Source organism: Geotalea daltonii FRC-32, assembly GCF_000022265.1.
Classification (GTDB): Bacteria; Desulfobacterota; Desulfuromonadia; order Geobacterales; family Geobacteraceae; genus Geotalea; species Geotalea daltonii.
Genome location: NC_011979.1, coordinates 1,161,204 through 1,186,074, shown reverse-complemented (window position 1 = coordinate 1,186,074; position 24,871 = coordinate 1,161,204). Strand labels below are relative to the sequence as shown.

General features: G+C 57.6%; 21 protein-coding genes. 10 read left to right on the top strand and 11 right to left on the bottom strand.

Annotated features, from left to right (window positions below):
- Nucleotides 1–20 precede the first annotated feature (20 nt).
- On the top strand, nt 21–575 hold the full coding sequence (locus GEOB_RS05330; RefSeq protein WP_012646160.1) for a Crp/Fnr family transcriptional regulator: 555 nt from the start codon (nt 21–23) through the stop codon (nt 573–575).
- Nucleotides 576–794: 219 nt separating this feature from the next.
- Complete coding sequence (locus GEOB_RS05325) at nt 795–2,741, top strand: TraB/GumN family protein (RefSeq protein WP_012646159.1); 1,947 nt, start codon at nt 795–797, stop codon at nt 2,739–2,741.
- 361 nt (nt 2,742–3,102) lie between these two features.
- On the opposite strand, the gene GEOB_RS05320 is transcribed toward GEOB_RS05325, so the two are convergent.
- Nucleotides 3,103–4,419 carry a M23 family metallopeptidase gene (locus GEOB_RS05320; RefSeq protein ID WP_012646158.1) on the bottom strand — a complete coding sequence of 439 codons (1,317 nt, stop codon included), beginning with the start codon at nt 4,417–4,419 and terminating at the stop codon, nt 3,103–3,105.
- A 351-nt stretch (nt 4,420–4,770) separates the two neighbouring features.
- On the opposite strand from GEOB_RS05320, the gene GEOB_RS05310 reads away from it, so the two are divergent.
- Nucleotides 4,771–6,099, top strand: coding sequence for a serine hydrolase domain-containing protein (locus GEOB_RS05310; RefSeq protein ID WP_012646157.1), 1,329 nt, complete (start codon nt 4,771–4,773; stop codon nt 6,097–6,099).
- A gap of 93 nt (nt 6,100–6,192) precedes the next feature.
- Here the strand turns inward: GEOB_RS05310 and GEOB_RS05305 are convergent, their stop codons facing one another.
- The 9 genes from GEOB_RS05305 to GEOB_RS05265 all read right to left on the bottom strand — a co-directional run bounded on the left by GEOB_RS05305 (nt 6,193) and on the right by GEOB_RS05265 (nt 16,107).
- Complete coding sequence (locus tag GEOB_RS05305) at nt 6,193–7,590, bottom strand: hypothetical protein (RefSeq protein WP_012646156.1); 1,398 nt, start codon at nt 7,588–7,590, stop codon at nt 6,193–6,195.
- 194 nt (nt 7,591–7,784) lie between these two features.
- Nucleotides 7,785–8,480: a DNA/RNA nuclease SfsA gene (sfsA, locus tag GEOB_RS05300; RefSeq protein WP_012646155.1), complete on the bottom strand. Its 696-nt coding sequence runs from the start codon at nt 8,478–8,480 to the stop codon at nt 7,785–7,787.
- 6 nt (nt 8,481–8,486) lie between these two features.
- Nucleotides 8,487–9,791, bottom strand: coding sequence for a TRAP transporter large permease (locus GEOB_RS05295; RefSeq protein ID WP_012646154.1), 1,305 nt, complete (start codon nt 9,789–9,791; stop codon nt 8,487–8,489).
- Nucleotides 9,788–10,270 (bottom strand): TRAP transporter small permease, encoded by a 483-nt coding sequence (locus tag GEOB_RS05290; protein WP_012646153.1) that lies wholly within the window; start codon nt 10,268–10,270, stop codon nt 9,788–9,790. Before GEOB_RS05290 ends, GEOB_RS05295 begins: the two co-directional genes overlap by 4 nt.
- A 69-nt stretch (nt 10,271–10,339) precedes the next feature.
- Complete coding sequence (locus tag GEOB_RS05285) at nt 10,340–11,353, bottom strand: TRAP transporter substrate-binding protein (protein WP_012646152.1); 1,014 nt, start codon at nt 11,351–11,353, stop codon at nt 10,340–10,342.
- Nucleotides 11,354–11,383: 30 nt separating this feature from the next.
- On the bottom strand, nt 11,384–12,679 hold the full coding sequence (locus tag GEOB_RS05280) for a phenylacetate--CoA ligase (protein WP_012646151.1): 1,296 nt from the start codon (nt 12,677–12,679) through the stop codon (nt 11,384–11,386).
- Between the two features lie 3 nt (nt 12,680–12,682).
- Nucleotides 12,683–13,228 carry an indolepyruvate oxidoreductase subunit beta gene (locus GEOB_RS05275; protein WP_012646150.1) on the bottom strand — a complete coding sequence of 182 codons (546 nt, stop codon included), beginning with the start codon at nt 13,226–13,228 and terminating at the stop codon, nt 12,683–12,685.
- Nucleotides 13,225–15,033 carry a thiamine pyrophosphate-dependent enzyme gene (locus tag GEOB_RS05270; RefSeq protein WP_012646149.1) on the bottom strand — a complete coding sequence of 603 codons (1,809 nt, stop codon included), beginning with the start codon at nt 15,031–15,033 and terminating at the stop codon, nt 13,225–13,227. The genes GEOB_RS05275 and GEOB_RS05270 overlap by 4 nt, the downstream gene beginning before the upstream one ends.
- 111 nt (nt 15,034–15,144) lie before the next feature.
- Nucleotides 15,145–16,107 (bottom strand): M23 family metallopeptidase, encoded by a 963-nt coding sequence (locus GEOB_RS05265; RefSeq protein WP_012646148.1) that lies wholly within the window; start codon nt 16,105–16,107, stop codon nt 15,145–15,147.
- Nucleotides 16,108–16,287: 180 nt separating this feature from the next.
- Between GEOB_RS05265 and GEOB_RS05260 the strand changes: the two genes are divergently transcribed.
- Entirely contained in the window at nt 16,288–16,620 is a 333-nt protein-coding gene (locus tag GEOB_RS05260) for a phage holin family protein (RefSeq protein WP_012646147.1), read from the top strand.
- An 11-nt stretch (nt 16,621–16,631) separates the two neighbouring features.
- Here GEOB_RS05260 and GEOB_RS05255 read toward each other — a convergent pair whose 3' ends face one another.
- Complete coding sequence (locus tag GEOB_RS05255; protein WP_012646146.1) at nt 16,632–17,426, bottom strand: hypothetical protein; 795 nt, start codon at nt 17,424–17,426, stop codon at nt 16,632–16,634.
- A gap of 514 nt (nt 17,427–17,940) precedes the next feature.
- On the opposite strand from GEOB_RS05255, the gene GEOB_RS05250 reads away from it, so the two are divergent.
- The 6 genes from GEOB_RS05250 to GEOB_RS05225 all read left to right on the top strand — a co-directional run bounded on the left by GEOB_RS05250 (nt 17,941) and on the right by GEOB_RS05225 (nt 24,750).
- Nucleotides 17,941–18,303, top strand: a complete 363-nt coding sequence (locus GEOB_RS05250) for a response regulator (protein WP_012646145.1) — start codon at nt 17,941–17,943, stop codon at nt 18,301–18,303.
- A 150-nt stretch (nt 18,304–18,453) separates the two neighbouring features.
- On the top strand, nt 18,454–20,172 hold the full coding sequence (locus GEOB_RS05245; RefSeq protein WP_012646144.1) for a LytS/YhcK type 5TM receptor domain-containing protein: 1,719 nt from the start codon (nt 18,454–18,456) through the stop codon (nt 20,170–20,172).
- Entirely contained in the window at nt 20,169–20,924 is a 756-nt protein-coding gene (locus GEOB_RS05240; protein ID WP_012646143.1) for a LytR/AlgR family response regulator transcription factor, read from the top strand. Before GEOB_RS05245 ends, GEOB_RS05240 begins: the two co-directional genes overlap by 4 nt.
- Before the next feature lie 151 nt (nt 20,925–21,075).
- On the top strand, nt 21,076–22,923 hold the full coding sequence (locus tag GEOB_RS05235; RefSeq protein WP_012646142.1) for a carbon starvation CstA family protein: 1,848 nt from the start codon (nt 21,076–21,078) through the stop codon (nt 22,921–22,923).
- Nucleotides 22,924–23,206: 283 nt separating this feature from the next.
- Nucleotides 23,207–24,193 carry a D-2-hydroxyacid dehydrogenase gene (locus GEOB_RS05230; protein ID WP_012646141.1) on the top strand — a complete coding sequence of 329 codons (987 nt, stop codon included), beginning with the start codon at nt 23,207–23,209 and terminating at the stop codon, nt 24,191–24,193.
- Nucleotides 24,194–24,285: 92 nt separating this feature from the next.
- Nucleotides 24,286–24,750: a hypothetical protein gene (locus tag GEOB_RS05225; RefSeq protein ID WP_012646140.1), complete on the top strand. Its 465-nt coding sequence runs from the start codon at nt 24,286–24,288 to the stop codon at nt 24,748–24,750.
- Nucleotides 24,751–24,871: the final 121 nt, after the last annotated feature.

Here is a 24,871-nt window from a genome sequence, read left to right as displayed (position 1 = left end):
CGGATGCAGGAAGATCCACCGTGAGAAGGACCGGCATCGATTCGGCAGGAAATAATGGGGGATTTGTCATGGATAAAAGTCCGTCTGATGCAATTCTATTTGGATGCGAAGAGCTTTTCTGGCCCCTTGAGCGAAGGGGGGAGGAACTGGAACGGAACCAGTGGCTGTCTGATCTCGGTTGGCCCGAGATTATGGCACTTGCCTCTTACATGTCCCCATACAAGATCCCCGCTGGAACGGCTGTTTGCAGGGAAGGAGACCGGGAGGTCTTTCTTTGTCTCATCTGCGATGGCGTTATCGATGTGGTAAAGGAGGATTCCAGCGGCTGCGCCAAGGTGCTGACCAGCATCAGCAGGGGGAAAACCATCGGTGAGATGTCCCTTATCGACGGAGAGCCGCGTTCCGCTACAATGATTGCCCGCAGTGATGCAACTCTTCTGGTCCTTAAGCTGGCAGGCTTCCGTGACCTTGCCGAGGTTCACCCAAGGCTTTACGGGAAGCTGGCAGAGAAAATCGCCCGCGTTCTCAGCCAGCGCTTGCGCCAGACCAGCGGCGCATTAGCCGAATATATCTAGTTCCCATCCGGAAACTCCGGATGAGAAACTGGTGGTTCCGATTCGGAAAGAGGGGATTTTTTGTTCTGGCAAGGAAATCAAGGGGTTGCGCGGAGACGTACATCGGTACGTCGCACAAGTAAGCCCGCAGATTGACGCCGCCAGGGCAGAAAAGAACCCTTTCCGGATGAAAACTATCTAGTTTGCATTTCGAAACTAATATGCGAAGATCTAAAAATCATGGCCCACAGACTCCATCTTGAACAGTTCGGCCCCGTATCTGCCCTTCCCATTCTCCACTACCGGATGGAGTTCGCCCACCTGGTGCGCGAAGCGGTGGCCCGACTTAAGCCTGACTGCATCTGCATCGAACTTCCACCGACTCTGAAATCCCACCTGCTGCGCACTATTCGACGGCTACCGGAAATCTCCGTTCTCAGTTACGAATCCAAGGGAGGCACCGTATACCTTGTCATCGAGCCAGCCGATCCCCTGGTAGAGGCAGCAAGGCTCGCTCTTGAGCAGGATATCCCGCTGCATCTGGTGGACATCGACCTGGACGACTACCCACCCCACCAGGGAGCGCTGCCTGATTCCTACGCCGTTCATCGCCTGGGGTTGAAGGCATACTACGACGAATTCAGGAAGGCCGGCAGCATTCCGCCGGGCAAAGAAGACCTGCTGCGGGAAAAGGGAATGACCTTTCAGCTGCAGCAGCTGGCAAAGGAACATGGGCGGATTCTCTTCATCTGCGGCATGTATCATCTGGAGCGGGTTAGGGAATTTTACGAGCGGCCCCAGGCAGCGCCATTGTCACGGGTGCGCCGGGACGATGTCCGCCTCTGGAATCTCCATCCCGACTCCTGCAGGGAGATCCTGGCCGAATATCCTTTCCTTTCCGCGATGTATGACCTTCGCCGCGGCCCACTCCCTCCCGAGCCGGAACCGTCAAACCTGTCCTTGCGCAAACGCTTTAACGCCCTGGAGCTGATCGGCGGAAAAACGGAGATTCCGGAAGAGGAGGCGTTGCGCCAGGCGGTGTTGCGAAGCGTCCGCCACGTGGGAGGTGAGGGAGAAATGCCCGACCGCCAGCGGATCATGCTCCGCCTCTTCCAGGAAGCGGCCCGCCATTACCGGCAGGAAACCGGCGAGTCGATCCACATCTGGCAGAAGCGGGCCTTTTTCCGTTTTGCCCGCAATTATGCCCTGGCTGGCGGCAGCCTTCTCCCCGACTTGTTCCAGATGCTCACCGCCGCCCGTTCCTGCATCGACGACAATTTTGCCTACGCCTTTTACCGCTTGGCCACTTATCCAATGTGGCAGCAGGAGGAAAGCGACATCCCCACCGTCCGGCTGACACCCGAGGACCTCTGGTCGGGGAGTCGCCGCATCAGGTTTAGACCTCGGGAACAGCGCCGGGGCAAGGGGCTGTCGCCGCTGGCCTTTCTCAGGCGAAAGAAGGAGAAGCGTCCCGGCGAGTGGCTGGAGGGATTCGACAACCAGTCCATCTGCTCCTATCCGCCGGAAGATCTCATCATCGAGGACTATGGCCGTTTTCTCAAACAGAAGGGGGCAAAGCAGCTCTCGGAAGAGCAAAACCGGGTCGAGCCCTTCTCGGCATCCATGCTGGACGGCATCGATATGCGCGAGACCTTGCGCAACCTGCACGAGGGGAGGATCTATGTGCGGGAAAACCAGAGGGTCAAGGGGGGCGTCGGCGGAGTGGTGGTGATCTTCCATGAAGACAGCGGCAACCAGCGGTTCCCCTACCACATGACCTGGCTGGGGGAACATGCCCAGGAATCGGACATGGCTTTCTATGCCACGTCACCCGATGACAACATCGTCGGCCCCGGCATCTGCCGCTGCGAATACGGCGGCTTTCTCCTTTCCTATCCGCCACGAAGGATGCTCGACGTGTGGAGCGATGGCGATTATGCCTTTGCCCGATGCAAGTCGGAGGTCCTGCTGCTGGCAGCCCTGGACTATTCACCGGAAAAGCACGTGGTCTATGTGGCAGCCCGCCCGCCGCGCAGTTATTTCCGGCAGATTGCCGCCCGGCTGGGGAAGAAGATCGTCTATATTCCCCTTGGTTCCCTATCGCCGGTGAAGCTGAAGCGACTGCGGATCTTTCATGTTCTCTATGGGCATGACAAGCGGGGCACTGCTAGGGATTACGTATGGTAGCCTTAAATGGGACGGTTGCCGTAGCTTCGGAAGTGAGTGTCCGAGCCGCAACGGAAAATGAAACTAATATTTTTGCCTAGAATTACCTTGTCCATGATAATACCGCCTTTCTCAGGCGCAGTTATCACTTTCTAATTCTACCGAGCCGGAAATCACCTATACCACTTTTTTGACTCTTTCCTTCCTGCTTTTCACTATAACTCTTAAAAAAATTCCTATTTATGTGCCGGATTGATTGGTCTATCTTTTGCGCTAGCCTGTTCAATTAAGGGCCGGGAAATACATTTGCAACAACGCGGCTCCGAAATATGATTGGGATGTCCGCCAAACAGAAGTAAAAGCATGAACTTTTCAGAGATGCCTACTTCCCCGCCGGCGTTTTCACCAGCTCCAATTTGCTGCTGACGTTGTTTTTGATCCAGGATGGGTCCCACCACTCGATGGGATTGACCGACTGTCCCGAAACCACCACCTCGAAGTGCAGATGATCCCCGCCAGCCATGCCGGTGGCCCCGGTGTTGCCAATCATCTGCCCCTTTTCCACGTTGTCTCCCTCCTTGACTCCGATCCGGCTCAGGTGCCCATAGATGGTCTGCAGCCCCATGCCATGGTCGATGATGATGCACTGTCCGTAAATGCCCAGGTCACCGGCAAACACAACCTTGCCCCGGTTGGCTGCCGGGACCTCTGCATGGGCCAGTGAGGCCAGGTCGAAACCGAGATGGGTCTGGGTATCCACCTCTTTCCCTTCATAGACATAGGTGCGGGTCTGGGCAAAGCCACCCAGGGGGGCGGCGTTCGGCATGCGCAGAAAGATGCCTTCCCAGAGTGGAACGGGCGAAGTTTGACGGCTCAGGTCCTGAATCGTCTTGCGGTCCTGGGCGCGCACTTCGCCGTTTACCTTGAGGAACAGTTCCAGGGAGGATGTAGCCTGGGGATCCCTGTCCCTGAACTCGGCAGCGATCTTATCCACAAAAGCCGGAGTCAGGTTGATGCGGTCAGGCGGAAAATTCTTGTCGATAAGGTGATAATTGATCCCCACCACCCGCTCGTTGCCGGCTCTATCCACCGCCGTGACTCTTGGAATGAATTGGTTGAGGTCCATGTCATAGGGAAACGGAAAGAGACAAGTGTAGTATTCTCCCCCCTGGCGGTAGCCGGGATAAAACTGATTGCCGATAACAACCCCCGTCTTTTCCACCTCTTTCGCTACGGTGTAAACCACCAGCCCCGCTCCGCCGCGGGTAATGTTATGGGCAATGCTCAGTACAGCCACTGCCGGAGGCTTGTTTTCGAAGGTGAAGGCAAATTGTTTGCTTGTGGTTCGGTCAGCGCCGAATCGCGGAGCGGAGTTGGTCGCCCTCACCTGCAGAGTGAACGGTCCCTCTTTCAGGCCTGACCGGAGCAGGTTGACGGTTTCCGTGGCTTGTTGTGACTTTCCGGGGTAATCCTTGACCAGCACATTGACCGTTTTTTCACCCTGAACGGCGGCAATGGTCAGCCGCTTCAGCACCCCTCGCCCTGCATCCAGCTTAACCGTAAGGTCCCGCCTGATGGCAATCGGCCCGCTTTCCGGAGTAAGGGACACGGCCGGAGCCGGCGATCCCAGGAAATAGAAGAGCGCGACAGCAATGACAACGAGAAAGAATACGGGAAGGATAAGAGTCAGCCTGTTCATTATTACCTCTTTTGCTGTTGGCGATTGAGATGGACGCCTGCAGGATGTTGTAATTACCCGTATTATACCAGACAGGGACGCCACTGCCAGTGAAAGGCGCACTGGCTTGTTCTTTGACGATGCGTGGAAATTGACTTTATTTGTCAGCCTTGCAGGGAAAAATGTGATGGCGGTCACCTGATGGCCACGGGTGTTCCTGTATAATCGCCAGCAGGTAGCCAGCGGTGCCGAAAACCTTCCGGCCCGGAAATTGCTTTCCACAAAATATTGCGGGATGAGGAGTTCAGTTCATCTCGATCCAAAGCCTTAAAAGTAAAACGATCCAGTTGAACTGCTGCGAGAGGGTCCATCATGCGCCTCATCCGAATCTGTCTTATCGCCCTCTTCCTCTCCTGTATCACCCTTTGTACTGCATGGGGTGAACAGCTTGACGCCAGCCGTTCAGGCACCATAGACCTGCTCCTGGAACGGGCCATGGACAAGAACCTGATCTCAGGCGGGGTCGTCGTCATCGGAGACCATGCCGGCATCCTCTACAGCACCGCCAGAGGTGAAATCAACAGAGCCGGCTCAGACAATCTGACTGATCGCACTGTCTTCGATCTGGCATCCTTGACAAAGGTCATAGCAACCACCCCGGCAGTGATGAAACTGCTGGATCAGGGCAAGATATCTCTCCTTGACCCTCTGACCCGCTGGTTTCCCGAATTCGTCGGCACCGACCGTGAGGATGCCACCATTCTCAACCTGCTGACTCACACCTCGGGGCTCAGAGATTTCGATCTGAGCAGCGGCGATGCCATGAAGGCAGCCATTAACAGGGCCGCGGCCGAAAAAACCCATTCCCGCCCCGGCACCAGCTTCAATTATGCCGACATCAACTTCATACTTCTTGGAGAGCTGGTGCACCGGGTCTCGGGAAAGACGCTGGATGTCTTCTGCCACGACGAGCTGTTTGCCCCCCTTGGCAATAGTGCCACCATGTTTCTTCCACCCAGGGAAATGACCGACGTCATTGCTCCGACCCTTGGATTTACGGGGGGTGTCGTTCAGGACATGAATGCCCGCCGTCTCGGCGGCGTCGCCGGGCATGCAGGCCTTTTCAGCTCAGGGAACGATCTGGCCCGCTTTGCCAGGCTTATTCTCGGCAGTGGCACGATCGAAGGCAAACGAGTTCTTTCAGAGAGAGTGGTCAATCAAATGACCGCCCCCTACTTCTACTCCAACGGCAGGGTCGTACGAGGGTTGGGATGGGACATCGAATCCCCCTTTTCGGCGCCGAAAGGGTCCCTGTTTTCCGAGGTCTCCTTTGGGCACACCGGCTACAGTGGCTCTTCCATCTGGATCGATCCCAAGCAGGACCTGTTTGTCATTGTTTTGACCAATCGCCTGAACTACCGGGACACAAGCACCTTCAACCAGTTGAGGCGCGATATCTCCACCATTGCCGCAGCATCCTTCACCGTAGCCGACGACCTGCTGCGCCTGACAGGGCCTCTGGAAGTGGCACGAATAACCGCCGAGCTCATGCGTCCGGCCCTGGCCACGGTAAAGCCGCCGGCACGAAAAACCAAGGTCAGGCTGCTTGCCTATGCCTCCCAGGCACGCTCACATCACCAGCCGGCCAAAAAACCGGGTAAGAAACACCGCCAGAAATCAGGCAAAATCCGCCGCGTCTGAGGTCATAGTCTTGTGCCTCTACCCTGCCCTTTTCCCATGTAGCTGATAATCAAGGCTGCGCCGGGGACGCAACCTTGACAATTCAAACCAGCCCTAGAGCGATTTCAGGTATTCGACCAGATCCCGCTTTTCATCAGCAGTCAGGGCAAGGTTGAAGAAGGTATTGTAATGATTGACCACGTCGAGCAAAGTTTTGAATCTGCCGTCGTGGTAGAATCTGCCCTTGTTCTCCGCCTTCATGAACTTTCCGTTTTCCCTAATAAACAGCCCCGCCAGATTCATTGTCTTGTAGACCTTATCCGGCGAGCGATCGGCCTGGAAGCTGTCTATGCCGATGTCCTCAGCCCGGTGTGCATTCCATCCAGGCTCTGTCCATAGAGGCTCCTTATGGCAGTTGGTACACTTCGCCTTGCCGCTGAACAACTCATCCCCGCGCTTGGCAGCCTCCCCGTTGAAATCAACCCCCGCTTGCGGTTGGGGTGAGGGTAGCGCCAGTTGATAGAGATGCAGGGCCGGCAGTTTACTGGTAACCAGGTCCTTGTCAGGGTCCACCGTCACATGACCGAGTTTGTTGGCCACTGCCACCGGGAATCGTGAGGCGATGTCAGGGAACTGCCCCGTATCATCCAGGCGTGGATCAAAGAAATTCCCCACTCCGTGCATTTCCAGAACGGCAACAAATGCATTCCAGTAAGGGACCGACCCCCAGGCGCCAGTCCAGGTATGAAGGTTGAAACCTGCCATGTCGAAAGCATTGGGAATCCGGGTCGCTGCCGTAGCCCCATCGGGCCTGAACCCTTTACCATCCAGGATCAGCTCTGCATCGAATTTTCCAGGCCCCCATGCCCTCAGGACCCTGCGTACATCCTGCTGGGTGATCTGTTCACTGCCAGGGGCGGATTTCAGCAGCTCGACAAAGGGCGAGAGGTCGGGAGCCAGTGCGACGATCTTTCCCACATCCAGATCATGATTGGCCCAGCCGTCCAGGCGCCGGCCGATGCCGAATGTCAGCGAGTTATCGACGGTGGAATGGCACAGGGCACAGGTAATACCCACCGACGACAGCCGGTCGCCAGAGAAAACGCCCTTTACCCCAACCACTGCATTCAGCTTCAGAAGCGCAAGTGTGGTCGCCGGATCGGCTAGATCAACCGTGCCGGCACGCAGCCTTTGCACCAATGTGTCAGGGAGGGCATGCACATCCACTTTCAGTCCCAGGTCCAGGGCCGTTTTGGGGGTGAGTCCACTGCCCACTCCTCCCAAATTTGCCCCGGCTATGGCGCGATGAAGCTTGAGTTTCCCCCCCCAGAACTGCTCATCACCAAAGGTGTCAAAGCGGAATATCTCCGCCCCCTCTTTGATTTTGCTTTGGGCATTTTCCTGCACGATCTGCAGCTGCTCTGCCTGATTCTGTGCTTCCGCAGGGGGTGAGGCAACTAACGCACCAAAAGCAACGAATGTGGCAACTACTTTCATGCACTTTTCTTTCATCGGTTACCTCCCTTTAGAGTGTTTACTGCAAAGAGTTCCCTATAATAATTATTTATATTTAATAATTGTCAAATTTCCCGACACCCGCTTACCCCTTTTCTCCCAGATAAAGAAGCGCCAGCAGCGGGGTAAACCATTAAGGAAAAATCTTGAAGGGGAGAATGTTGGAGGGTTGCTGAAGGGCGATGGCTAATTCAGAGGATAACGGGCAAACGATGGGTAAGATGAATGGTTTCTCTGCTGACCTGGGCCTGGTAGGCAAGGAGCTCGACGCCGTTGGCTGCAGCCAGGCGCAACAGCCGGCCGTATTCCGGATCTATTGCATCGGCCGGAGAAACGGAGCTGCAGTCCGGGCGCTGGACAACGAAGAAGTTCACCGCCCGGTGCCCCAGCCTGACCATCTCCATCAGCTCCCGCAGGTGTTTCTGCCCCCGCACTGTTGCCGCATCGGGGAAAAGTGCCCGGCCATCCTCCATCAGGGTCACATTCTTCACTTCCACATAGCAAAGCTCGTCACCCCTGCTCAGCAGGAGATCGATGCGGCTGTTGATGCCGTAACGCACCTCGGGCCGAATGGAGTGGTAGCCCTGCAGCTCTTTGATGACGTTACTTTCGATGGCATTATGTACCAGCCGGTTGGGAAGGGAAGTATTGATGCCGATCCAGCAGTTATCGGCCTTCACCTGCTCCCAGGTGTAGCAGAGCTTGCGGCCCGGTTTGTCGCAACGGGAGATGAAGGCAGGGCTGCCGGGAACGGCGCACCCTTTCATGCTGCCTGAGTTGGGGCAATGGGCAGTGACAATCTCGCCGTTTTCCAGCTGGAAATCGGCGAGGAATCGCTGGTAGCGGCGGATGAGAACTGCAGGTATCAAGGGGGGCATCAGGTACATCAACAGCTATTTCACCAAGTCGGAGAGGACCAGCACCGTCCAGTAGGGAGAAACCATGAGAACGAAAACGGAAAAGATATAGGAAGGCATGTAATAGAGCCCGCTGCGGAAGGCCGTGCCCAGCGGGATGCCGGACATGCCCGATACCACATAGCAGCAAATACCGATGGGGGGCATGATGGAGCCCATGGTGGTGACGATGGTAATCACCTGGCCGAACCAGATGGGGTCGTAACCCAATTGGGTGACCAGCGGGTAGAAGATGGGGAGCGAGACCAGGAGAAAGGCCAGGGCATCCATGATGCAGCCGCCGATGATGTAGCAGAGAAGAATGGTGCAGAGCACCATCCACTTGGGCAGGGCCAGCATGCCGATCCATTCGGCCGTTTCGGCCGGCAGCCGGGTGACGGTGAGAAATTTGGCAAAAATAAGCGCCCCGGCGACAATCATAAAGACCATGCAGGAGATGCGCAGGGTATCGACGAAGGCGCCACCCAGCTTTTTCCAGGTAAGCTTGCGGCGCACGGTGCAGATGACCAGGGCAAGGAAACAGCTGACGGCGGCCGCTTCGGTGGCGGTCACTACCCCGGTGAAGAGAGCATACATGATGATGCCGAACAGCACCAGGATATCGATGGCCTCGGGCAGCGACTCGAACCGCTCTTTCCATGAGCTTTTAGGACCGGCAGGACCCCACTCGGGATGAATCCGGCAGATCACCACCACCGTTGCCAGGATGAGGGTGGTAAGAATGGCGCTGGGGATGATGTTGCCGAAGAAGAGCTTGCCGATGGACTGGCCCGTATAGAGCCCGTAGACGACTAGGACGATACTGGGAGGAATGAGCACGCCCAGGGTCGCCCCGGCGGCAACGGAACCGGCATTGAGCAGCGGGTGATACTTGTATTCGTTCATGGCCGGAATGGCTACGGCGCTCATGGTCGCTGCCGTCGCGGTATTGGAGCCGCTAATGGCGGAAAAGGCAGCGGAAGCCATGATGGTGGTCATGGCCAACCCGCCGCGGTGATGGCCGAACCAGCGGTAGGTGGCGAAATAGAGACCGTTATTGTAGCCGGCATAGTGGACGATTTCACCCACCAGGATAAAGAGCGGGATTACCGTCAAACCGTAGTTGGAAAAGGTCGACCATAGCTCGCTGCCCAGCATGGAGCAGGCGGCATCGAAGGAAGTGGCCGCGGCAAAGCCGAAGAAACCCACCAGCAGCATGGTAAAAGCCGCAGGTATGCGCAGGAAAAAAAGCATGAGGAGCATGACGGCAATGCCGGTAACTCCCATCATCGGGCCGGTCATTCTTCTCCCTCCGCTTTTCGTAAAATGGCTCGGCTCATTTGGAGGAACAGGACCAGGGCCAAAAGCGCGAAGCCAGCCGACACCCCGTAGACGAAGGGGTAATATTTCAGCTGCAGGGTCTCCGACAGCTCGCCCGTCCCCCTCAGGTTTTCCGCCCACCGATAAACCTGCCAGGAAGCAATGGCGAACAGCACCGCTGCCAGCCCGTCGCTGACAGCATCCAGCAGCCGCCTGACCAGCGGGGAAAACTTCTCGGTGAGTATATCGACCATGATATGGTCCCGGCGCCGCTGGGTGTGGCCGAGGGCACCTGCCGTGACCAAAGCGCCCAGAAAGGAGACGATTTCGTAGGTCCCGGCATAGGGGACGTGAAACAGGCGCATGCCGACGTTGCCGGTGGCCAGCAGCACCAGCAGGAGCAGCGCGAAGCCGCCGACAATCATGAAAAAGCGGGATATGTAGCTGACGAATTGATCCATGGGGCCCTTTGGGGGTTCTAGGTTCTAGGTTCTAGGTTCGGAGTTACCAGGACGTACGTATATAAACTCTTACTTTTTCTTCCTGCCTTGTTTCTCATACTTGGCCTTCAACGCCTGGACGTCTGCTATGATCTGCCTGCCGTTCAGCCCTTGGGCGCTTACCTTCTTGATGTATGCTTCGGTCATGGGGGCCAGGAGTGCGGCAATCTGCTTCTGTTCCGGGGCAGGCAGCTGGATTACCTGATGCTTGTATTCCTTTGCCGACCAGGCCAGGGCCTCCTGCACGTGCCGGTCCACATATTCCCCGGTCCACAGCGCCTGCTCCCGGGAAAGATCGTCAATGACCTTTTTCACATCGACAGGGAGGCTGTCCCACTTGGCTTTGTTCATGACTACGGCAAAGGAGACCACCGGCAGATTGGCAATGGTGGCATAGGGGGTGTAGGCGGCAAATTTGAAGTCCTGGAGTATTTCCAGGGAGGAGATCATCCCCTTGACTACCCCTTTCTGGATCGCCTCCGGGGTTTCCGACTGGGGCATGGCCACCGGCACCCCTCCCAGTCTCTTCAATACCTCGGAGCTGGTCCCGGCTACGCGCAGCTCCATCCCCTTCAGGTCCTTCAGGGATCTGACAGGTTTGCTGGTCATGAAGTTGGTTGGCGGGCAGGTGAAGAGGGTGATGACCTTGACCTTTGCGAATTCCCTGGGCTGGTATTTCTGCACCAGGTCGAAGAGCACCTGGCTTGCCACCTTGGCGGAGGTGAAACCGTGATAGAGGTCTAGAGCTTCGGAAACCGGGAATCGACCCGGCTGATAGCTCATGGCAAAGTTGCCCATATCGGCAGTGCCGGAGGTGACCCCTTCCAGCATGTTCTTTGCCCCCAGAAGGGTGCCGCCGGGGAAGGTCTTGATCTTGACCTTGCCGCCGGTCCGTTTTTCCACCTCCTTGGCCCAGCGCTCCATCTGTATGCTGGGGAAGGTGGCTGCCGGCGGGAAGTTGGCGTAGTTAAGGGTGACGGCGGCATTGGCAATGCCGGCGGTAACAAGCAGAAACGATATAGCCAGTGCAAGACGAAGTTTCATGATTTCCCCCTTCAATCGTATAAAAAACAGCTATTCAAAGCGGCGCTTGTCGAAAATCCGCTTGGTCTTTTTCTCCGAGCGGGGCAGTGTCCCATGATCCACCAGCTCAACACTGCAGGAGACAAGCAGGGTATGCTTGATGCCGGAAACGATGCTTTTCATGACCTGGCTGTCGGAAACAGATTCCCCGTTGCGGGCACGTTCGACCCGCGCCAGCATGTAATCCCTGCCGTCCTCCCCATGGTCGAGGATGATCTGGTATTCGCTGCCGATGCCCGGAACGCGGGTCAGCACCTCATCCAGCTGACCCGGATAAATGTTGACGCCGCGGAAAATAACCACGTCGTCGGAGCGGCCAAGGATCCGGTCGTGACGGGGAAGCGTGCACCCGCAGGGGCAATCACCCTCCAGGAGCCGGGTCAGGTCACGGGACCTGTAGCGGATCAGCGGCGCCCCTTCCTTGCCCAGGGTAGTGAAGACCATCTCCCCCACTTCGCCCGGGGCGACCGGTTCCATGGTCTCCGGGTTCAGCACTTCCAGGATATAGTAATCGGCCCAGTAATGGATGCCGTTATCAAAGCGGCAGGACAGCCCGGTACCGGGGCCATAGAGCTCGGTCAGGCCGGTAATGTCGTATATTTCCTCGACGCCGAGAAACTCGTGCATGGTTTTCAGCATGGCACTGGAACTCCGCTCCGCCCCCATGATGATCTTTTTCAGGTTCAGGCTATCCTTGAGGCCGAGCCGGTTCACCTCTTCGGCCAAGAGCAGACCCATGGAAGCGGTACAGCAGAAAACCGTCGACTGGAGGTCCTGGAGAAAGCCGATCTGAATGTCCAGATTGCCAGGGCCGACCGGGATGCACATGGCACCGAATTTTTCGCAGGCCAGCTGAAAACCGATGCCGGCGGTCCACAGGCCATACCCGACGGCGATCTGCACCCGGTCTTCCCTGGTCAGTCCGGCCAGTTCGTAGCAGCGGGCAAACATCGCCTGCCAGTCATCCAGGTCCTTCTGTGTGTAACAGAGAACCTTCCGCTTGCCGGTGGTGCCCGATGAAGCATGGATGCGGACGATATCCTCAAAAGGTGCAGCTCTCAAGGCAAAGGGATAGCCAGCGGCAAGGTCCTGGGCGGTGGTAAAGGGAAGACGGCGCAGGTCATCCAGGGACTTTATGTCTTCAGGTCGTACCCCCGCCGATTCCAGGCTTTGACGATAGAATGGGGAGTTATCCCAGGCATGGCGGACGGTCCATTGCAGCCCCGAGAGCTGGAGGCGGGATAGTTCCGCCGGAGTGGCAAATTTGGCGGGAAAACGTCTCAACATCTGTCAGTTACTCCTTCCTTGACAGCCTTCAATCCCGGCGCGAAAAGCAGCAATTGCCCCGTCCAGCTGTTTCTTCTTTCCCGAAAGTTTTTGCTGAATGGTCCTCTCCACTTCGGCTGAGGTGCAGAACAACCGGTCAGGTTCAGCCAGAGCCCGGCCGAGGACAATCAGGTTTATCGACTGTGGATTGCCCATGGCAAGGGCGACAGTATCCGCATCCATGGTGGCAAGGGGATGCTCCGTTTCCACCACGGCAAGTGAGGTTGCATTGGCAACAATCCAGCCGCCGTTATTGAGAAAATGGCGGTGCAGCGCTACCGTTTCAGCTTTTAGGGCGAGCAGGCCATCAGCCTGCCCAGGCCTGACCAGGGGACTGGAAAAGTCGCCAACCTTCAGGTGGGAAATGACGATGCCGCCCCGCTGGGCCATGCCGTGCGTTTCGGAGGTGAGCACCGGCAGCCCCTTATGGATGGCCGTCTCTGCCAGAAGCCGGGTAATGAAGAGGATGCCCTGGCCGCCGACTCCGGAAATGATTAATTGTTGGTTCATGGCTTCTCCTCCCTGGTGATCGAGCGGGAGGGACACACGTCAAGACAGACGGCACAACCGCTGCAGATGAGCAGGTCGACCCTTACCTTTTTCGTCGCCTCGTCATAGATCAGTGCCGGGCACTCGAACTGACTGGTGCAGACCCGGCAACCGGTGCAGGTTGCCTCCACCTCCACCTGGCTGCGCTGCTGTTTCGGCCGATTTTTGTCCACCAGGCAAGGGCTTTTGGCAATGACCACCGCCACGCTCTCTTTTCTGGCAAAGTCCACCGCCTCTTTCACCAGTTTGGTAAAGCCGGGGAGATCAAGGGGATCGCCGGTCCTGCAGAAACGCACCCCGCAGCCCTCGACCACGGAGCTGATCTCAACCGGAACGCCACCGGCAAGGGGCATGGCCGGTGTCGGCTGATTGCCGGTCATGGCGGTGGTGGAGTTGTCCAGGATTACCAGGACGAAACGCGCGTTCTGACTCACCGCATCGATCAGCGGGGGTATCCCGGCATGGAAAAAGGTGGAATCGCCGATGGTCGCAACCACATCCCGCTCTTCTCCCGAAATACGGTAGGCATGATGGAATCCTGCCGCCTGGCTCACCGCCGCCCCCATGCACAGTACCGTATCCACACCACCCAGGTTGGCCCCCAGGGTGTAGCAGCCGATATCACTCGGATAGATCCCTTTGGGAGCAGCCTTTTTAATGGCATAGAAGCTGGCCCGGTGCGGGCAACCGGGACACAGCGTTGGCCGCCGGCCGCCACCTGCCGGAGCCTTGGGCACCGGGGGAACGGTAACGCCGGCAAAATCTGCAATGATCTTTTCTATCAACTCCGGAAGAAGCTCTCCCGCCTCGGGGACGACTCCGGACAGCTTGCCCCGCACCTTTGCACGGTCACGGAGCTGCATTTCGATGACACCGGTGGTCTCTTCCAGCACCATGATCTCATCGTATTCCCGCAGAACCTCTTCGATGAACCGGATATGAAGCGGATAGGGCTGGAGCACCTGGAAAAAGGCAATTTCATCCAGAAGCCCAAGGTTGGTCATGAGCTCTTTGGCATGTCCGGCAGCAGCCCCAGACGCCACTATAGCCTTCTTTGATCGTATATGGGGATTGAGGCGGCGGGGAGCAGTCGGCCCATGGGCAGCAATGCGGGCCAGCTTGTCGTTCAGTTCAAGGTGGAGCCGGTAGCGGAAGTTTGGTGTGGCCGCCCATCGTGAGGGTTCTTTCCTGAAATCGGCCCGGCGTTCCAGCTTCATCACCGGAGCAGGCTGAATGTCCTGGCAGGCGTGGCAAACCCGGGTCGTCGGCCTGAGCATGACCGGCACCTGGAACGCTTCGGAAAGCTCATAACCCAGGGCTACCAGCTCCTGGCCCTGAGCCGGTGAATCCGGGTCCAGCACCGGAACCTTGGCCAGCATGGCCAAAAGGCGGCTGTCCTGTTCCGTCTGGGACGAATGGGGACCCGGATCGTCGGCGCTGATGACGATGAAGCCTCCGACTACCCCCAGGTAGGCGGCGCTCATGAAGGGATCGGAGGCAACGTTAAGCCCCACCTGCTTCATGGCAACGGCTGTTCTCAGGCCGGACTGGCTGCCGGCATAGGCTATTTCCAGGGCCACCTTTTCATTGATCGCCCATTCCACATGCATGGCCAAGCCTTCGGCCTTCTGCCATGCCATCACCCCGGAGAGAATTTCCGATGCGGGCGTTCCCGGATAGGACGTGGCCATGGCACATCCGTTCTCAACAAGAGCACGGGCAATCGCTTCATTGCCCTGCATCAATCTGCGATTATCATTACTCAAAAATCCCTCCATCTTATGCCCCGCCGGGCAGAAAATGCAGATTTTCTGTCCGGCGGGGTCATTTGTCAACACAAAATGAGGCAGCAAGAGCTTCACTACAACCGGCAGCCATCATGGGCGCCGCTCCCCCCTCGCAAAAAGGGCTTTTACAGCTATAGAGCCTTCAACCGTAATTGTGCAACTTTTGGCATTGCCGGAACAGCCCTCCTGCCAGCCGATAAATTGCGAGCCGTAATAGGGAACAGCCTTGAATGTTACGAATGTACCGGGGATGAAACTGGCCGGGGAGGATGTGGGGCAGGAGATTCCGCCGCTATCACAGGTAATAATGCCTTCACCGGTACCAGCCTTGATGACAAAGACATCGGCACGGTACGGCGGGTCGTATTGCCAAAGCGTCTGGTGATGATCGGGGCTGCAACTCCCCTGCCACGGGTCGACAAGCTCATTACCGAAAAGACGCCTGGCAAAGACCCCAAAATGGAGGTGTGGGGTCAGGGAAGCACCGGAGTTCCCCACCTCGGCGATCTTCTCCCCCTTTTTCACCAAGTTGCCGTTGGTAACGGCTATGGAACCGCGACGCAGGTGGGCATAAAGGGTAAAGAGAGCCTGGGGAAGCTCGCCGTGGCGAATGAGTATGAAATTGCCGGCGTCGAAGCCCCATGAGAAGCAACCATCCGCACCGAGGCAAATGGTGCCGGGGTCTTCCGTGGCAGCAATATCCTGCAGGCAGCCACCCGCAGTTCCGCCGTCACCCGAGCAATGATCCACCTTCCCCCCGGAGACCAGCAACACTTCGCCATCGGCAGCAGCCCGGACCGGAATTCCGTCCTTCACCGACGAAACGGTTATATCGGTCCCGGTATGGCCGGTGTAGCCTGGGTTACCGCAATCAAAGGCCTTGCCGCTGCGGTCGATATCCGGATAGCCTATATAAAACGTGCTCCCCTTGCAGTTTTCGCCGGGAATACAGGCGACAGGCCAGCCCAGGCTGCCGGCCAGGACTTCCGACGGGAAGGAGATGGTGATGACGGCCGCAATTATCAGCCAGAATGGAGGGATTATAGCTTGCAATTCTTTCCGTTCCCTGCATCAGGTTTCGAACCGGCACCCTTGGCAATGCCCGTTGCACAGCCCATATAAATACGCAGAAAACAAGAAAATTTCCAGCTTTTTCTTGGCGGGTCGTACTACTCACGCTACAATTGTTTTATGATTTTCGTCTGAAAACTCACCAGATGTATTGGAGGAAGCATGGGATTTCTAGTTACGTGGCTGGTTTCCGCCCTGGCTATTGCCATAACCGCTTACCTGCTGCCCGGAGTAAAGCTTTCAGGATTTCCGGCAGCCTTCATCACCGCCGGGGTTCTGGGTCTCATCAATGCGGTCATCAAGCCGCTCTTATTTCTCCTTACTCTCCCCATCAACATCCTCACTCTCGGATTGTTCACCCTGGTCATCAATGCCGTGCTCATCATGCTGACCAGCGCTATTGTTCCCGGCTTTTCCGTGAGCGGTTTCTGGCAGGCGCTACTCTTCAGCCTGGTGCTGGTGCTGGTCAACTATCTGCTCGGCCTGATTTTCTGAGAGAATTCCTTTCAACGAGTTGCATCCACGGAATGCGCCGCTTGTCCCATCGCCGTGGAAGAGCAGTCTGCAACCGCACTAGTAGGCACCGAAAAAGTAGCAGCCGGCGGGATGGCGTCCATGGTTGGAACCTGAAGCCGGTTTATGGCAAAACGGGTTACACCGTAGAGAATGACGCTTGCACCTGCCATTTCAAAGAACTCTTCCAGCGCAACTTCAAGTGCATACAACAGCGGAGTGGCACCATTGCGCAGAAATGCGTAGCTTATGATTTCCAATCCGACCGCACCCAGGCACATGATACCGAAGCCGGACATAATTATGGCCGCTTCCCGCCGGAAAAACTTGAACATGAAGAGCAGATGCCGGTAGCAGGACAGCAGCAATACTGTGCCGACAACAGCATATATGGAAATCCATGCGCCATGGCTATTGACCTGAGGCATGGCCGCAGCAGCATGTTTAACCAAGCCTCGAAGCCTTTCGTGTATCATTCCCGCTTCATCTGCGGAAAGAAATATGAAACCTGCACCAATGAGCATCAGGAATAAAGCAGGGGGCGGACGGGATGCAGCTGGTGCCCGTCCGGCAAGCAAGAAGACGGCGCCTATCAGGAAAAGCTGCATTGAAGAAAACCATGCCGGTATACATGCTTCTCCATCCAGGTCAAACAGGACATGGATGGAATAGGAGGGCTTACCCATCACATAATCGGCAACGAAGATAACGGCGAGGATAATCTCAATGGTAAAAAGCAGGAAAAGCAGCTTCCTGGCATCCTGGAGCGTACAACGAAATTGCAGCATAGGGCCTCCATTTTTTCCAATCTGCTCCAGGTTAAATAATACAAATTTTATGCCCGCGCGTAAGGGGTTAATTTTTCGATACAATCAGTACCGGTAATGACCAAAGAGCCCAGTTTTTTCGTCGGATTTTTTTACAATGATTAAACATCCCGACATTTTTTCTTTCTCCTTTCCAGCTAGTGTCCCGTGCGGTTAGTTCACCGCAAGAATTCTGAGGGATTTTGGTTCCTGGCAAGGCGCGGCGACGCAGGCCTAGCAGGGCCTAAGCCAAGGAGACGCAACGCAGCCAGGGGCCAAAAGAGCCAGAATTGTAAGGAATGAATTAACCGATCGGGATACTAGGTTCCATCCGGAAAGCGAGGAAATCAGGGACTTGCGCGGAGACGTACATCGGTACGTCGCACAAGTAAGCCCGCAGATTGACGCCGCCAGGGCAGAAAAGAACCCTTTCCGGATGGAAACCAGCTAAAGATTCCGCTTACCGCCCCGATAAGTGTTGCATAAGGAGCCCGCCATGCCAAAAACTGCTCTCGTTGTCGATGATGCCGCCGTGGTCAGGCAATTGTGTGCCTTGACCCTGAGAAGGATCGGCTACACTGTAATCGAAGGGATCAATGGAAAAGACGCCCTGGCAAAAACGGAAGGGATCAATCTTGACATTGTTATCACCGACCTGAACATGCCGGAGATGGATGGCATCGAACTGGTAAAGCAGCTCCGGCAACGCAAGGAATCGAAATTTGTTCCCATCCTCGTCCTTTCCACCGTATCCCAGGAAGCCAAGGTCAACGAAGGTAAGGCAGCCGGAGCCAGCGGCTGGATATTCAAACCTTTCGATGCCAACAAGCTGCTGGAGACGGTGCGAAAATTCCAGTAACGGCTACCCCTGCCCGAGATTCCCCATAACCCGCCACCCATTACACTCCCCTCAGGCAGTTCCAGGTCCTGCATAATAAACCTTGACGAAACGTGTCAAGATGGGCGATGACTGGAATTTCCAATAGTCCTGGAATTTGCGGGGGAGTCAATGCTCAACCTCATCATTCATCTTCTGGAAAGGCTCGGCATCTTCGCCATCGCCTTCATCCTCATCATGCGCTTCGATGTGTTCAAGAGGCTCCTGGTTGGACGCGCAAGCCGCTATGAACGCCTTTCCCTGTCGCTTATCTTCGGCCTCTTCGGCATTGCCGGCACCTACCTTGGGGTGCCGGTGCAAAACGCCATCGCCAATTCCCGGGTCGTGGGCGTCGTGCTCGGCGGCATCCTGGGGGGGCCGCTGGTGGGCTTGTCGGCCGGGATCATTGCCGGTGCCCACCGCTATCTCATAGAAATGAACGGCTTTACCGCGACGGCATGCGGCATAGCCACCATTGCCGAAGGTATTGCCGGCGGGCTCCTCTACCACCGGATCAGGCGGAACCGTTACGATTCCGCCGCCGCTTTCGCCACCGGCATTGTGGTCGAGACGCTGCAGATGGCCATCATCCTGCTCGTGGCCAAGCCCTTCCCGGCAGCACTTGCCCTGGTGCAAACCATCGCCTTGCCGATGATTCTCGTCAACGCCCTGGGACTTGCCCTCTTCGTCGAACTGGTGGCATCCCTTTTCCGGGAGCAGGAACGCTTTGCCGCCTTTCAGGCCCAAGTCGCCCTCAATATCGCCCTCCGCACGCTCCCCTTCCTGCGCGGCGGGCTCACCACCGCCTCCGCAACCCAGGCGGCCCGCATCATCTTGGAGATGACCGACCTGGACGCGGTGGCTTTTACCGACCAGTCCACTATCCTGGCCCACGCCGGTGTCGGCGAAGATCACCACCGGCCGGGAATGGCACTCATGACCGATGCCACCAGGGAGGCCCTCGCCTCCGGCCGTATCGCCGCCCCACTGACGAGGGGCGAAATCGGCTGCACCGCCGAGGGGTGCCGGCTGGGCTCGGCCATCATCGTTCCCCTCAGGCGGGAGGAAGGGGTGGTTGGCGCTCTCAAGCTTTACCGGATCAAGGAAAACGGCATTACCACACTGGATATGGAACTGGCCCACGGTCTTGCCCATCTCTTTTCCAGCCAGTTGGAATTGTCACAACTGGATGAGCAGAAGAAGCTGGTCAGGGAAGCGGAGATACGCGCCCTCCAGGCCCAGATCCATCCCCACTTTCTCTTCAATGCCATCAACACCGTCAAAAGCTTCATCAGGACCGATCCGTCCACCGCTTCGGAGCTTCTCGTCAAGCTGGCCGAATTCCTGCGGCGCAACATCAGCCCGGCAGGGGGACTCGTCACCCTTGCCGCCGAACTGGAACACTGCCGGGCGTACCTTGCCATCGAGATGGCCCGTTTCGGCGATCGGGTGCGGATCGCCTACCGCATCGAGGAAGGCGCCCTGGCCTGCCTTCTTCCGCCGCTTACCCTGCAGCCGTTGGTGGAGAACGCCTTGCGCCACGGCATCCTGACCCGCGAGGAGGGGGGTGAAGTAACGGTGGCCGCCCGGCGCGTCGGAGATGTGGTGGCTATCCAGGTTCAGGATAACGGCGTCGGCATCACGCCGGAAAAGATGGCTGGGCTCTTCACGGAAAAAGAGGCCGATTCGGACGAAGGGGTAGGCATCGCCCTGCAGAATGTGAATGGGCGCCTGGTTGCGTTTTTCGGCAAGGAACACCACCTCCGCATCGAAAGCGCACCTGCCCGGGGTACCACCGTATCCTTCACCGTGCCCGCCGGCAGCACCGAAAAGGAAGGATCAGACCAATGACCATTAAAGCCTTCATTGTCGATGATGAGACACCGGCCCGCGAGGAACTCCGCTACCTCCTGCAGCAAATGGAAGGGGTTGTCGTGGTCGGTGAAGCGGGTAGCGGCAGCACCGCTCTGGCCGGAATCCGGGAAGCGAACCCGGAACTGCTTTTCCTTGACATTCACATGCCCGGCATCAGCGGCATCGAACTGGCGCAGCTCCTTGCCGAGCTTCCCACCCACCCCCTGGTGATTTTCGCCACTGCCTTCGAAAATTATGCCTGCGAGGCATTCGAGGTGGAGGCGGTCGATTACCTGTTGAAGCCCTTCACCCTGGAGCGGGTGGCCAAGGCCGTCTCCAAGGCGGCCCGGCTAATGGGGAGCAAACTCGCGCCGGGCGATGTAACCCCGACAGCCGGCGATGGACATGAAGGCTGTACCGGAAAGCTTCCCCTCTACCAGGGAGAGCGGATCATCCCCACCTCACCCGAACGGATAGTCTTTGCCCAGGCGGATGAAGGCGCCGTCCACGTCCATACGGCAACAGACCGCTATCGGAGCCGGTCCACCCTCACTGAACTGGAGAGCAAACTCGCCCGTCACGGCTTCGTCCGGGTTCACCGCAGCTTCCTGGTCAACACCAATCATGTTCTGGAGGCGATCCCCTGGTTCAACGGCAGTTTCAGGCTGACCATGGACGACAGGAACCGGACAGAGATCATGGTGAGCCGCTATCATGCCAAGGATCTGAAAAGATCCCTGGACCTCTGATTACCTGACCCTAACTGCCATTCATGGCCGAAAATCGACCATTCATCCCTCCCATCCAACCATTCACCGTTTTCCTTTTTTTCTCCTGTCCGACCTGGATTATTCTGGGTATAAACCGACCATATCGGGAGTCTCCCCAGGAGGTGGATCCATGAATGCGTTAACCCTGATTTTCACGTCCCTCTGTGTCTTTGCCATCGGCTACCGCTTTTACGGGCTGTTTATCGCCAGGCGGGTCATGGCGTTGAACGACGACCGGCCGACCCCGGCAGTGACCCTTGCCGACGGCCACGACTACGTCAAGACGGACAAGTATGTCCTTTTCGGCCACCACTTCGCCGCCATCGCCGCGGCAGGTCCACTGCTCGGGCCGGTTCTGGCTGCCCAGTTCGGCTTCCTCCCGGGAGCGCTCTGGATCATTATCGGCGCCGTCGTCGCCGGTGCGGTTCACGACTCCATCGTCCTCTTCGCCTCGATACGCCACAAGGGGAAGAGCCTATCGGCCATCGCCGGGGCCGAAATCGGCAACGTCGCCGGTAAAGTCGCCTCCATCGCCATTCTCTTCATCCTGATCCTCACCCTGGCAGGGCTCTCCATAGCGGTCGTCAATGCCATGTTCGCCAGCCCCTGGGGCACGTTCACCGTCTTCTGCACCATCCCCATCGCAATGGTCATGGGCATCTACATGCACAACATCAGGCCCGGCGACGTCAAGGGGGCGAGCGTCATCGGCGTGCTGCTCCTGCTCCTGTCAGTACTGGCCGGTCCCTACGTGGCGGCAAACCCCACCCTGGCCTCCTTGTTCACCTTTTCCAAGAAAGAGATCGCCCTCATCATCCCCATCTACGGCTTTTTTGCCTCGGTACTGCCGGTCTGGTTCCTGCTCGTCCCCCGCGACTACCTCTCCACCTATCTGAAGATCGGCACCATCGTCATGCTGGCTTTGGGCATCGTCGCCGTCCACCCCCAGCTGCAGATGCCCGCCATCACCCAGTTTGCAGGCGGCGGCGGACCGGTCATCCCCGGCGCGGTGTTTCCCTTTATCTTCATCACCATTGCCTGCGGCGCCCTTTCCGGATTCCACGCCATCATCGGCACCGGCACCACGCCGAAGATGATCGCCCGGGAACGTGACGTCCTCTTCGTCGGCTATGGCGCCATGCTCACCGAAGGTTTCGTGGCGATCATGGCCCTGATTGCCGCCTGCACCCTGGTACCGGCCGATTATTTCGCCATCAATTCCGCCCCCAAAGCATTCGAGGCCCTGGGTATGACGCCGGTCAACCTCCCCGAACTGGCACGTGAGGTGGGCGAGCAGGTGCAGGGCCGTCCCGGCGGGGCCGTCTCCCTGGCAGTGGGCATGGCCTACATCTTCTCCTCCATCCCTTTCATGAAAGGCCTCATGGCCTACTGGTATCACTTCGCCATCATGTTCGAAGCAGTCTTCATCCTCTCCGCCGTCGATGCCGGCACCCGGGTCGGCCGTTACCTGCTCCAGGAGATGCTGGCCAAGGTCTATCCCCGTTTCACCGACAACACCTGGACGCCGGGGGTCATCATCACCAGCCTGATTTTCACCTCGGCCTGGGGCTACCTGGTCTATACGGGCGACATCACCACCATCTGGCCGCTCTTCGGCATGAGCAACCAGCTGCTGGCCACCTGCGCACTCATTGTCGGCGCCACCATGCTCATCAGGCTCGGCAGGGCGCGTTACGCCTGGGTGGCCGCGGTGCCCGGTATTTTAATGATCCCCATCACCATGAGCGCCGGCTATCTGAACATTACCCGCAACTTCCTCCCCAAGGGGCTGATGCTCCTGGCCGTTCTCTCGGTTATCCTCATGATCCTCATGTCCATCGTCTTCATCTCGGCCTTCCTGCGCTGGTACAAACTCCTCCAGGTCAAGGAACGGGTGGTCGATGCCAATGGCGATTCGGTGGTGGAAAACGTCGAGATCCCCGATGATCGGTATGCCCTGCCTGCTGCCCAGGAATGAGATTTGTGGTACACTCTCGAAACTTGGTTCTTCAGACATTTCCGGAGAAGGCAGTCGTGGCATCGGGAGTGAACGACGAGCTGCAGCGGTGAGCGGACACCCGCCTCATGTCGAATGGAGGAGATCCGCTACTTCAAGCATCGTGTTTCGTTACGCGGACGGCACCGCTAGGTCCGCAGCTGTGGCGACAGAGTGAACGGACGATGTCGCGGCTGCCTTTTATTTCCAAGGAAGCCCGGATGAATCGGAATTATTCCATAACCAGTAAGGAGGGAACCGCCCCATGAGCAAGCGCCCGGCCATCGTCATCCTCGACGGCTACACCATCAACCCCGGAGACAACCCTTGGGATGCCGTCGAGGCCCTCGGCAGCTGTACCATTTACGACCGGACCCCTCCCGAACTGAAAGTGGAACGGGCCAGGGATGCTGAAATCATCCTCACCAGCAAGGTGAAACTGGATGCCGCCACCCTGGCCCAACTCCCCAACTTGCGCTACATTTCGCTCCTGGCCACCGGCTATAACAACGTGGACGTGGCAGAAGCGGGACGGCGCGGCATCCCTGTAGCAAATGTCCCCGCCTATTCCACCGAGTCCGTCGCTCAGAACGCCTTTGCCCTGATCCTGGAGCTGACCAACCGGGTCGGGCTGCACGATACGGCGGTCAAGAAAGGGGAATGGGTCCGTTGCCCGGATCATTCCTTCTGGAAGACGTCGATTCTGGAATTGGACGGCCTGACCCTCGGCATCGTCGGTTTCGGCGCCATCGGCCGTACCGTCGCCAGAATCGGCGCCGCCTTCGGCATGCGCGTCGTCGCCTACAATCCCCGTCCCAAAGATCCCGGCCCGCTACCAGTCCGATTTCTCCCCCTTGAGGAACTCTTCGCCGTTTCCGACGTGGTCTCCCTCAACTGCCCACAGACCGAAGACAACAGCGGATTCGTCAACTCGGCCCTCCTGTCCGTCATGAAGCCCGGGGCCTTTTTGGTCAATGTGGCCCGCGGCGGGCTGATCAACGAGACAGACTTGGCAGAGGCCCTCAAAACAGGCCGTATTGCCGGTGCCGGGCTGGATGTGGTCGCCCACGAGCCGATGCTGGCCGACAACCCGCTGCTCGCCACCCCGAACTGCATCTTCACCCCCCACCTGGCCTGGGCCTCCCTCGCCGCCCGGCGCAGGCTGACTGCCATCATCGCCGAAAACATCCGCTCTTTCCTGGCCAGCGCGCCGGTCAACATCGTCAACGGTGCATACCTGAGGCACCCTTGATCTTCCCTTGACAAATCGTGCGGTTGGCGCTATTTCATCGGACACATAAAACAATGTTTTTATACAGCAACCGATGCAGAAAGAGGAACCCCATGCGCGACTTCAACGATGCCGACCGTCAAAAGAAAAAGGGCAGGATAAACCTGCCCGAAAACCCCGATAATCTCTCACAGGAAGCCCTCAAAAATTTGGAGACAGCAGTCAGGAGCGCCGCCAGGGACGGCTACGTTCCCTGTCCGTCAGCCTGGAAAATCGCTGCCGATGCCGGCGTTTCCCGCCTTGCCGTCGGCGCCATGATCGACAGGCTCGGACTCCGCATCACCGACTGCCAGCTCGGCTGTTTCAAGGTGAGCAAGACCGCCCATGCCGGCACGGTAAAGGAACCATTCACCGAAGAAGTGGCCCGCCGGGTCGCAGCCCTCGGTGAAAAGGGAGAGTTCACCTGTACCGCCGCCGCTGCCCTCGCCCGTGAACTAAAGGTCAAACCGATGGCCGTCGCCGAAGCAGCCAATGTTCAGAAGTATAAAATCAAGCAATGCCAGCTGGGGTGCTTTTAAAGCGAAGGCTTTCATTCCCGCTTCATCGAGGTTGCATCGCCCCCGTCGCAGAAACCGCCACTTCCCTTGACTTTTTTCTTTCACTATTACCCATGACAAAAAAAGAAAGGCCGGATTTCTC

What these genes read in the sequence shown, in the direction of transcription:
- GEOB_RS05250 (WP_012646145.1), top strand. Translation starts at nt 17,941, where the DNA reads ATGCCAAAAACTGCTCTCGTTGTCGATGATGCCGCCGTGGTCAGGCAA.
- GEOB_RS05295 (WP_012646154.1), bottom strand. Translation starts at nt 9,791, where the DNA reads ATGACCGGCCCGATGATGGGAGTTACCGGCATTGCCGTCATGCTCCTC.
- GEOB_RS05285 (WP_012646152.1), bottom strand. Translation starts at nt 11,353, where the DNA reads ATGAAACTTCGTCTTGCACTGGCTATATCGTTTCTGCTTGTTACCGCC.
- sfsA (WP_012646155.1), bottom strand. Translation starts at nt 8,480, where the DNA reads ATGTACCTGATGCCCCCCTTGATACCTGCAGTTCTCATCCGCCGCTAC.
- GEOB_RS05305 (WP_012646156.1), bottom strand. Translation starts at nt 7,590, where the DNA reads ATGAAAGAAAAGTGCATGAAAGTAGTTGCCACATTCGTTGCTTTTGGT.
- GEOB_RS05320 (WP_012646158.1), bottom strand. Translation starts at nt 4,419, where the DNA reads ATGAACAGGCTGACTCTTATCCTTCCCGTATTCTTTCTCGTTGTCATT.
- GEOB_RS05235 (WP_012646142.1), top strand. Translation starts at nt 21,076, where the DNA reads ATGAATGCGTTAACCCTGATTTTCACGTCCCTCTGTGTCTTTGCCATC.
- GEOB_RS05280 (WP_012646151.1), bottom strand. Translation starts at nt 12,679, where the DNA reads ATGTTGAGACGTTTTCCCGCCAAATTTGCCACTCCGGCGGAACTATCC.
- GEOB_RS05325 (WP_012646159.1), top strand. Translation starts at nt 795, where the DNA reads ATGGCCCACAGACTCCATCTTGAACAGTTCGGCCCCGTATCTGCCCTT.
- GEOB_RS05245 (WP_012646144.1), top strand. Translation starts at nt 18,454, where the DNA reads ATGCTCAACCTCATCATTCATCTTCTGGAAAGGCTCGGCATCTTCGCC.
- GEOB_RS05240 (WP_012646143.1), top strand. Translation starts at nt 20,169, where the DNA reads ATGACCATTAAAGCCTTCATTGTCGATGATGAGACACCGGCCCGCGAG.
- GEOB_RS05230 (WP_012646141.1), top strand. Translation starts at nt 23,207, where the DNA reads ATGAGCAAGCGCCCGGCCATCGTCATCCTCGACGGCTACACCATCAAC.
- GEOB_RS05260 (WP_012646147.1), top strand. Translation starts at nt 16,288, where the DNA reads ATGGGATTTCTAGTTACGTGGCTGGTTTCCGCCCTGGCTATTGCCATA.
- GEOB_RS05255 (WP_012646146.1), bottom strand. Translation starts at nt 17,426, where the DNA reads ATGCTGCAATTTCGTTGTACGCTCCAGGATGCCAGGAAGCTGCTTTTC.
- GEOB_RS05290 (WP_012646153.1), bottom strand. Translation starts at nt 10,270, where the DNA reads ATGGATCAATTCGTCAGCTACATATCCCGCTTTTTCATGATTGTCGGC.
- GEOB_RS05310 (WP_012646157.1), top strand. Translation starts at nt 4,771, where the DNA reads ATGCGCCTCATCCGAATCTGTCTTATCGCCCTCTTCCTCTCCTGTATC.
- GEOB_RS05275 (WP_012646150.1), bottom strand. Translation starts at nt 13,228, where the DNA reads ATGAACCAACAATTAATCATTTCCGGAGTCGGCGGCCAGGGCATCCTC.
- GEOB_RS05225 (WP_012646140.1), top strand. Translation starts at nt 24,286, where the DNA reads ATGCGCGACTTCAACGATGCCGACCGTCAAAAGAAAAAGGGCAGGATA.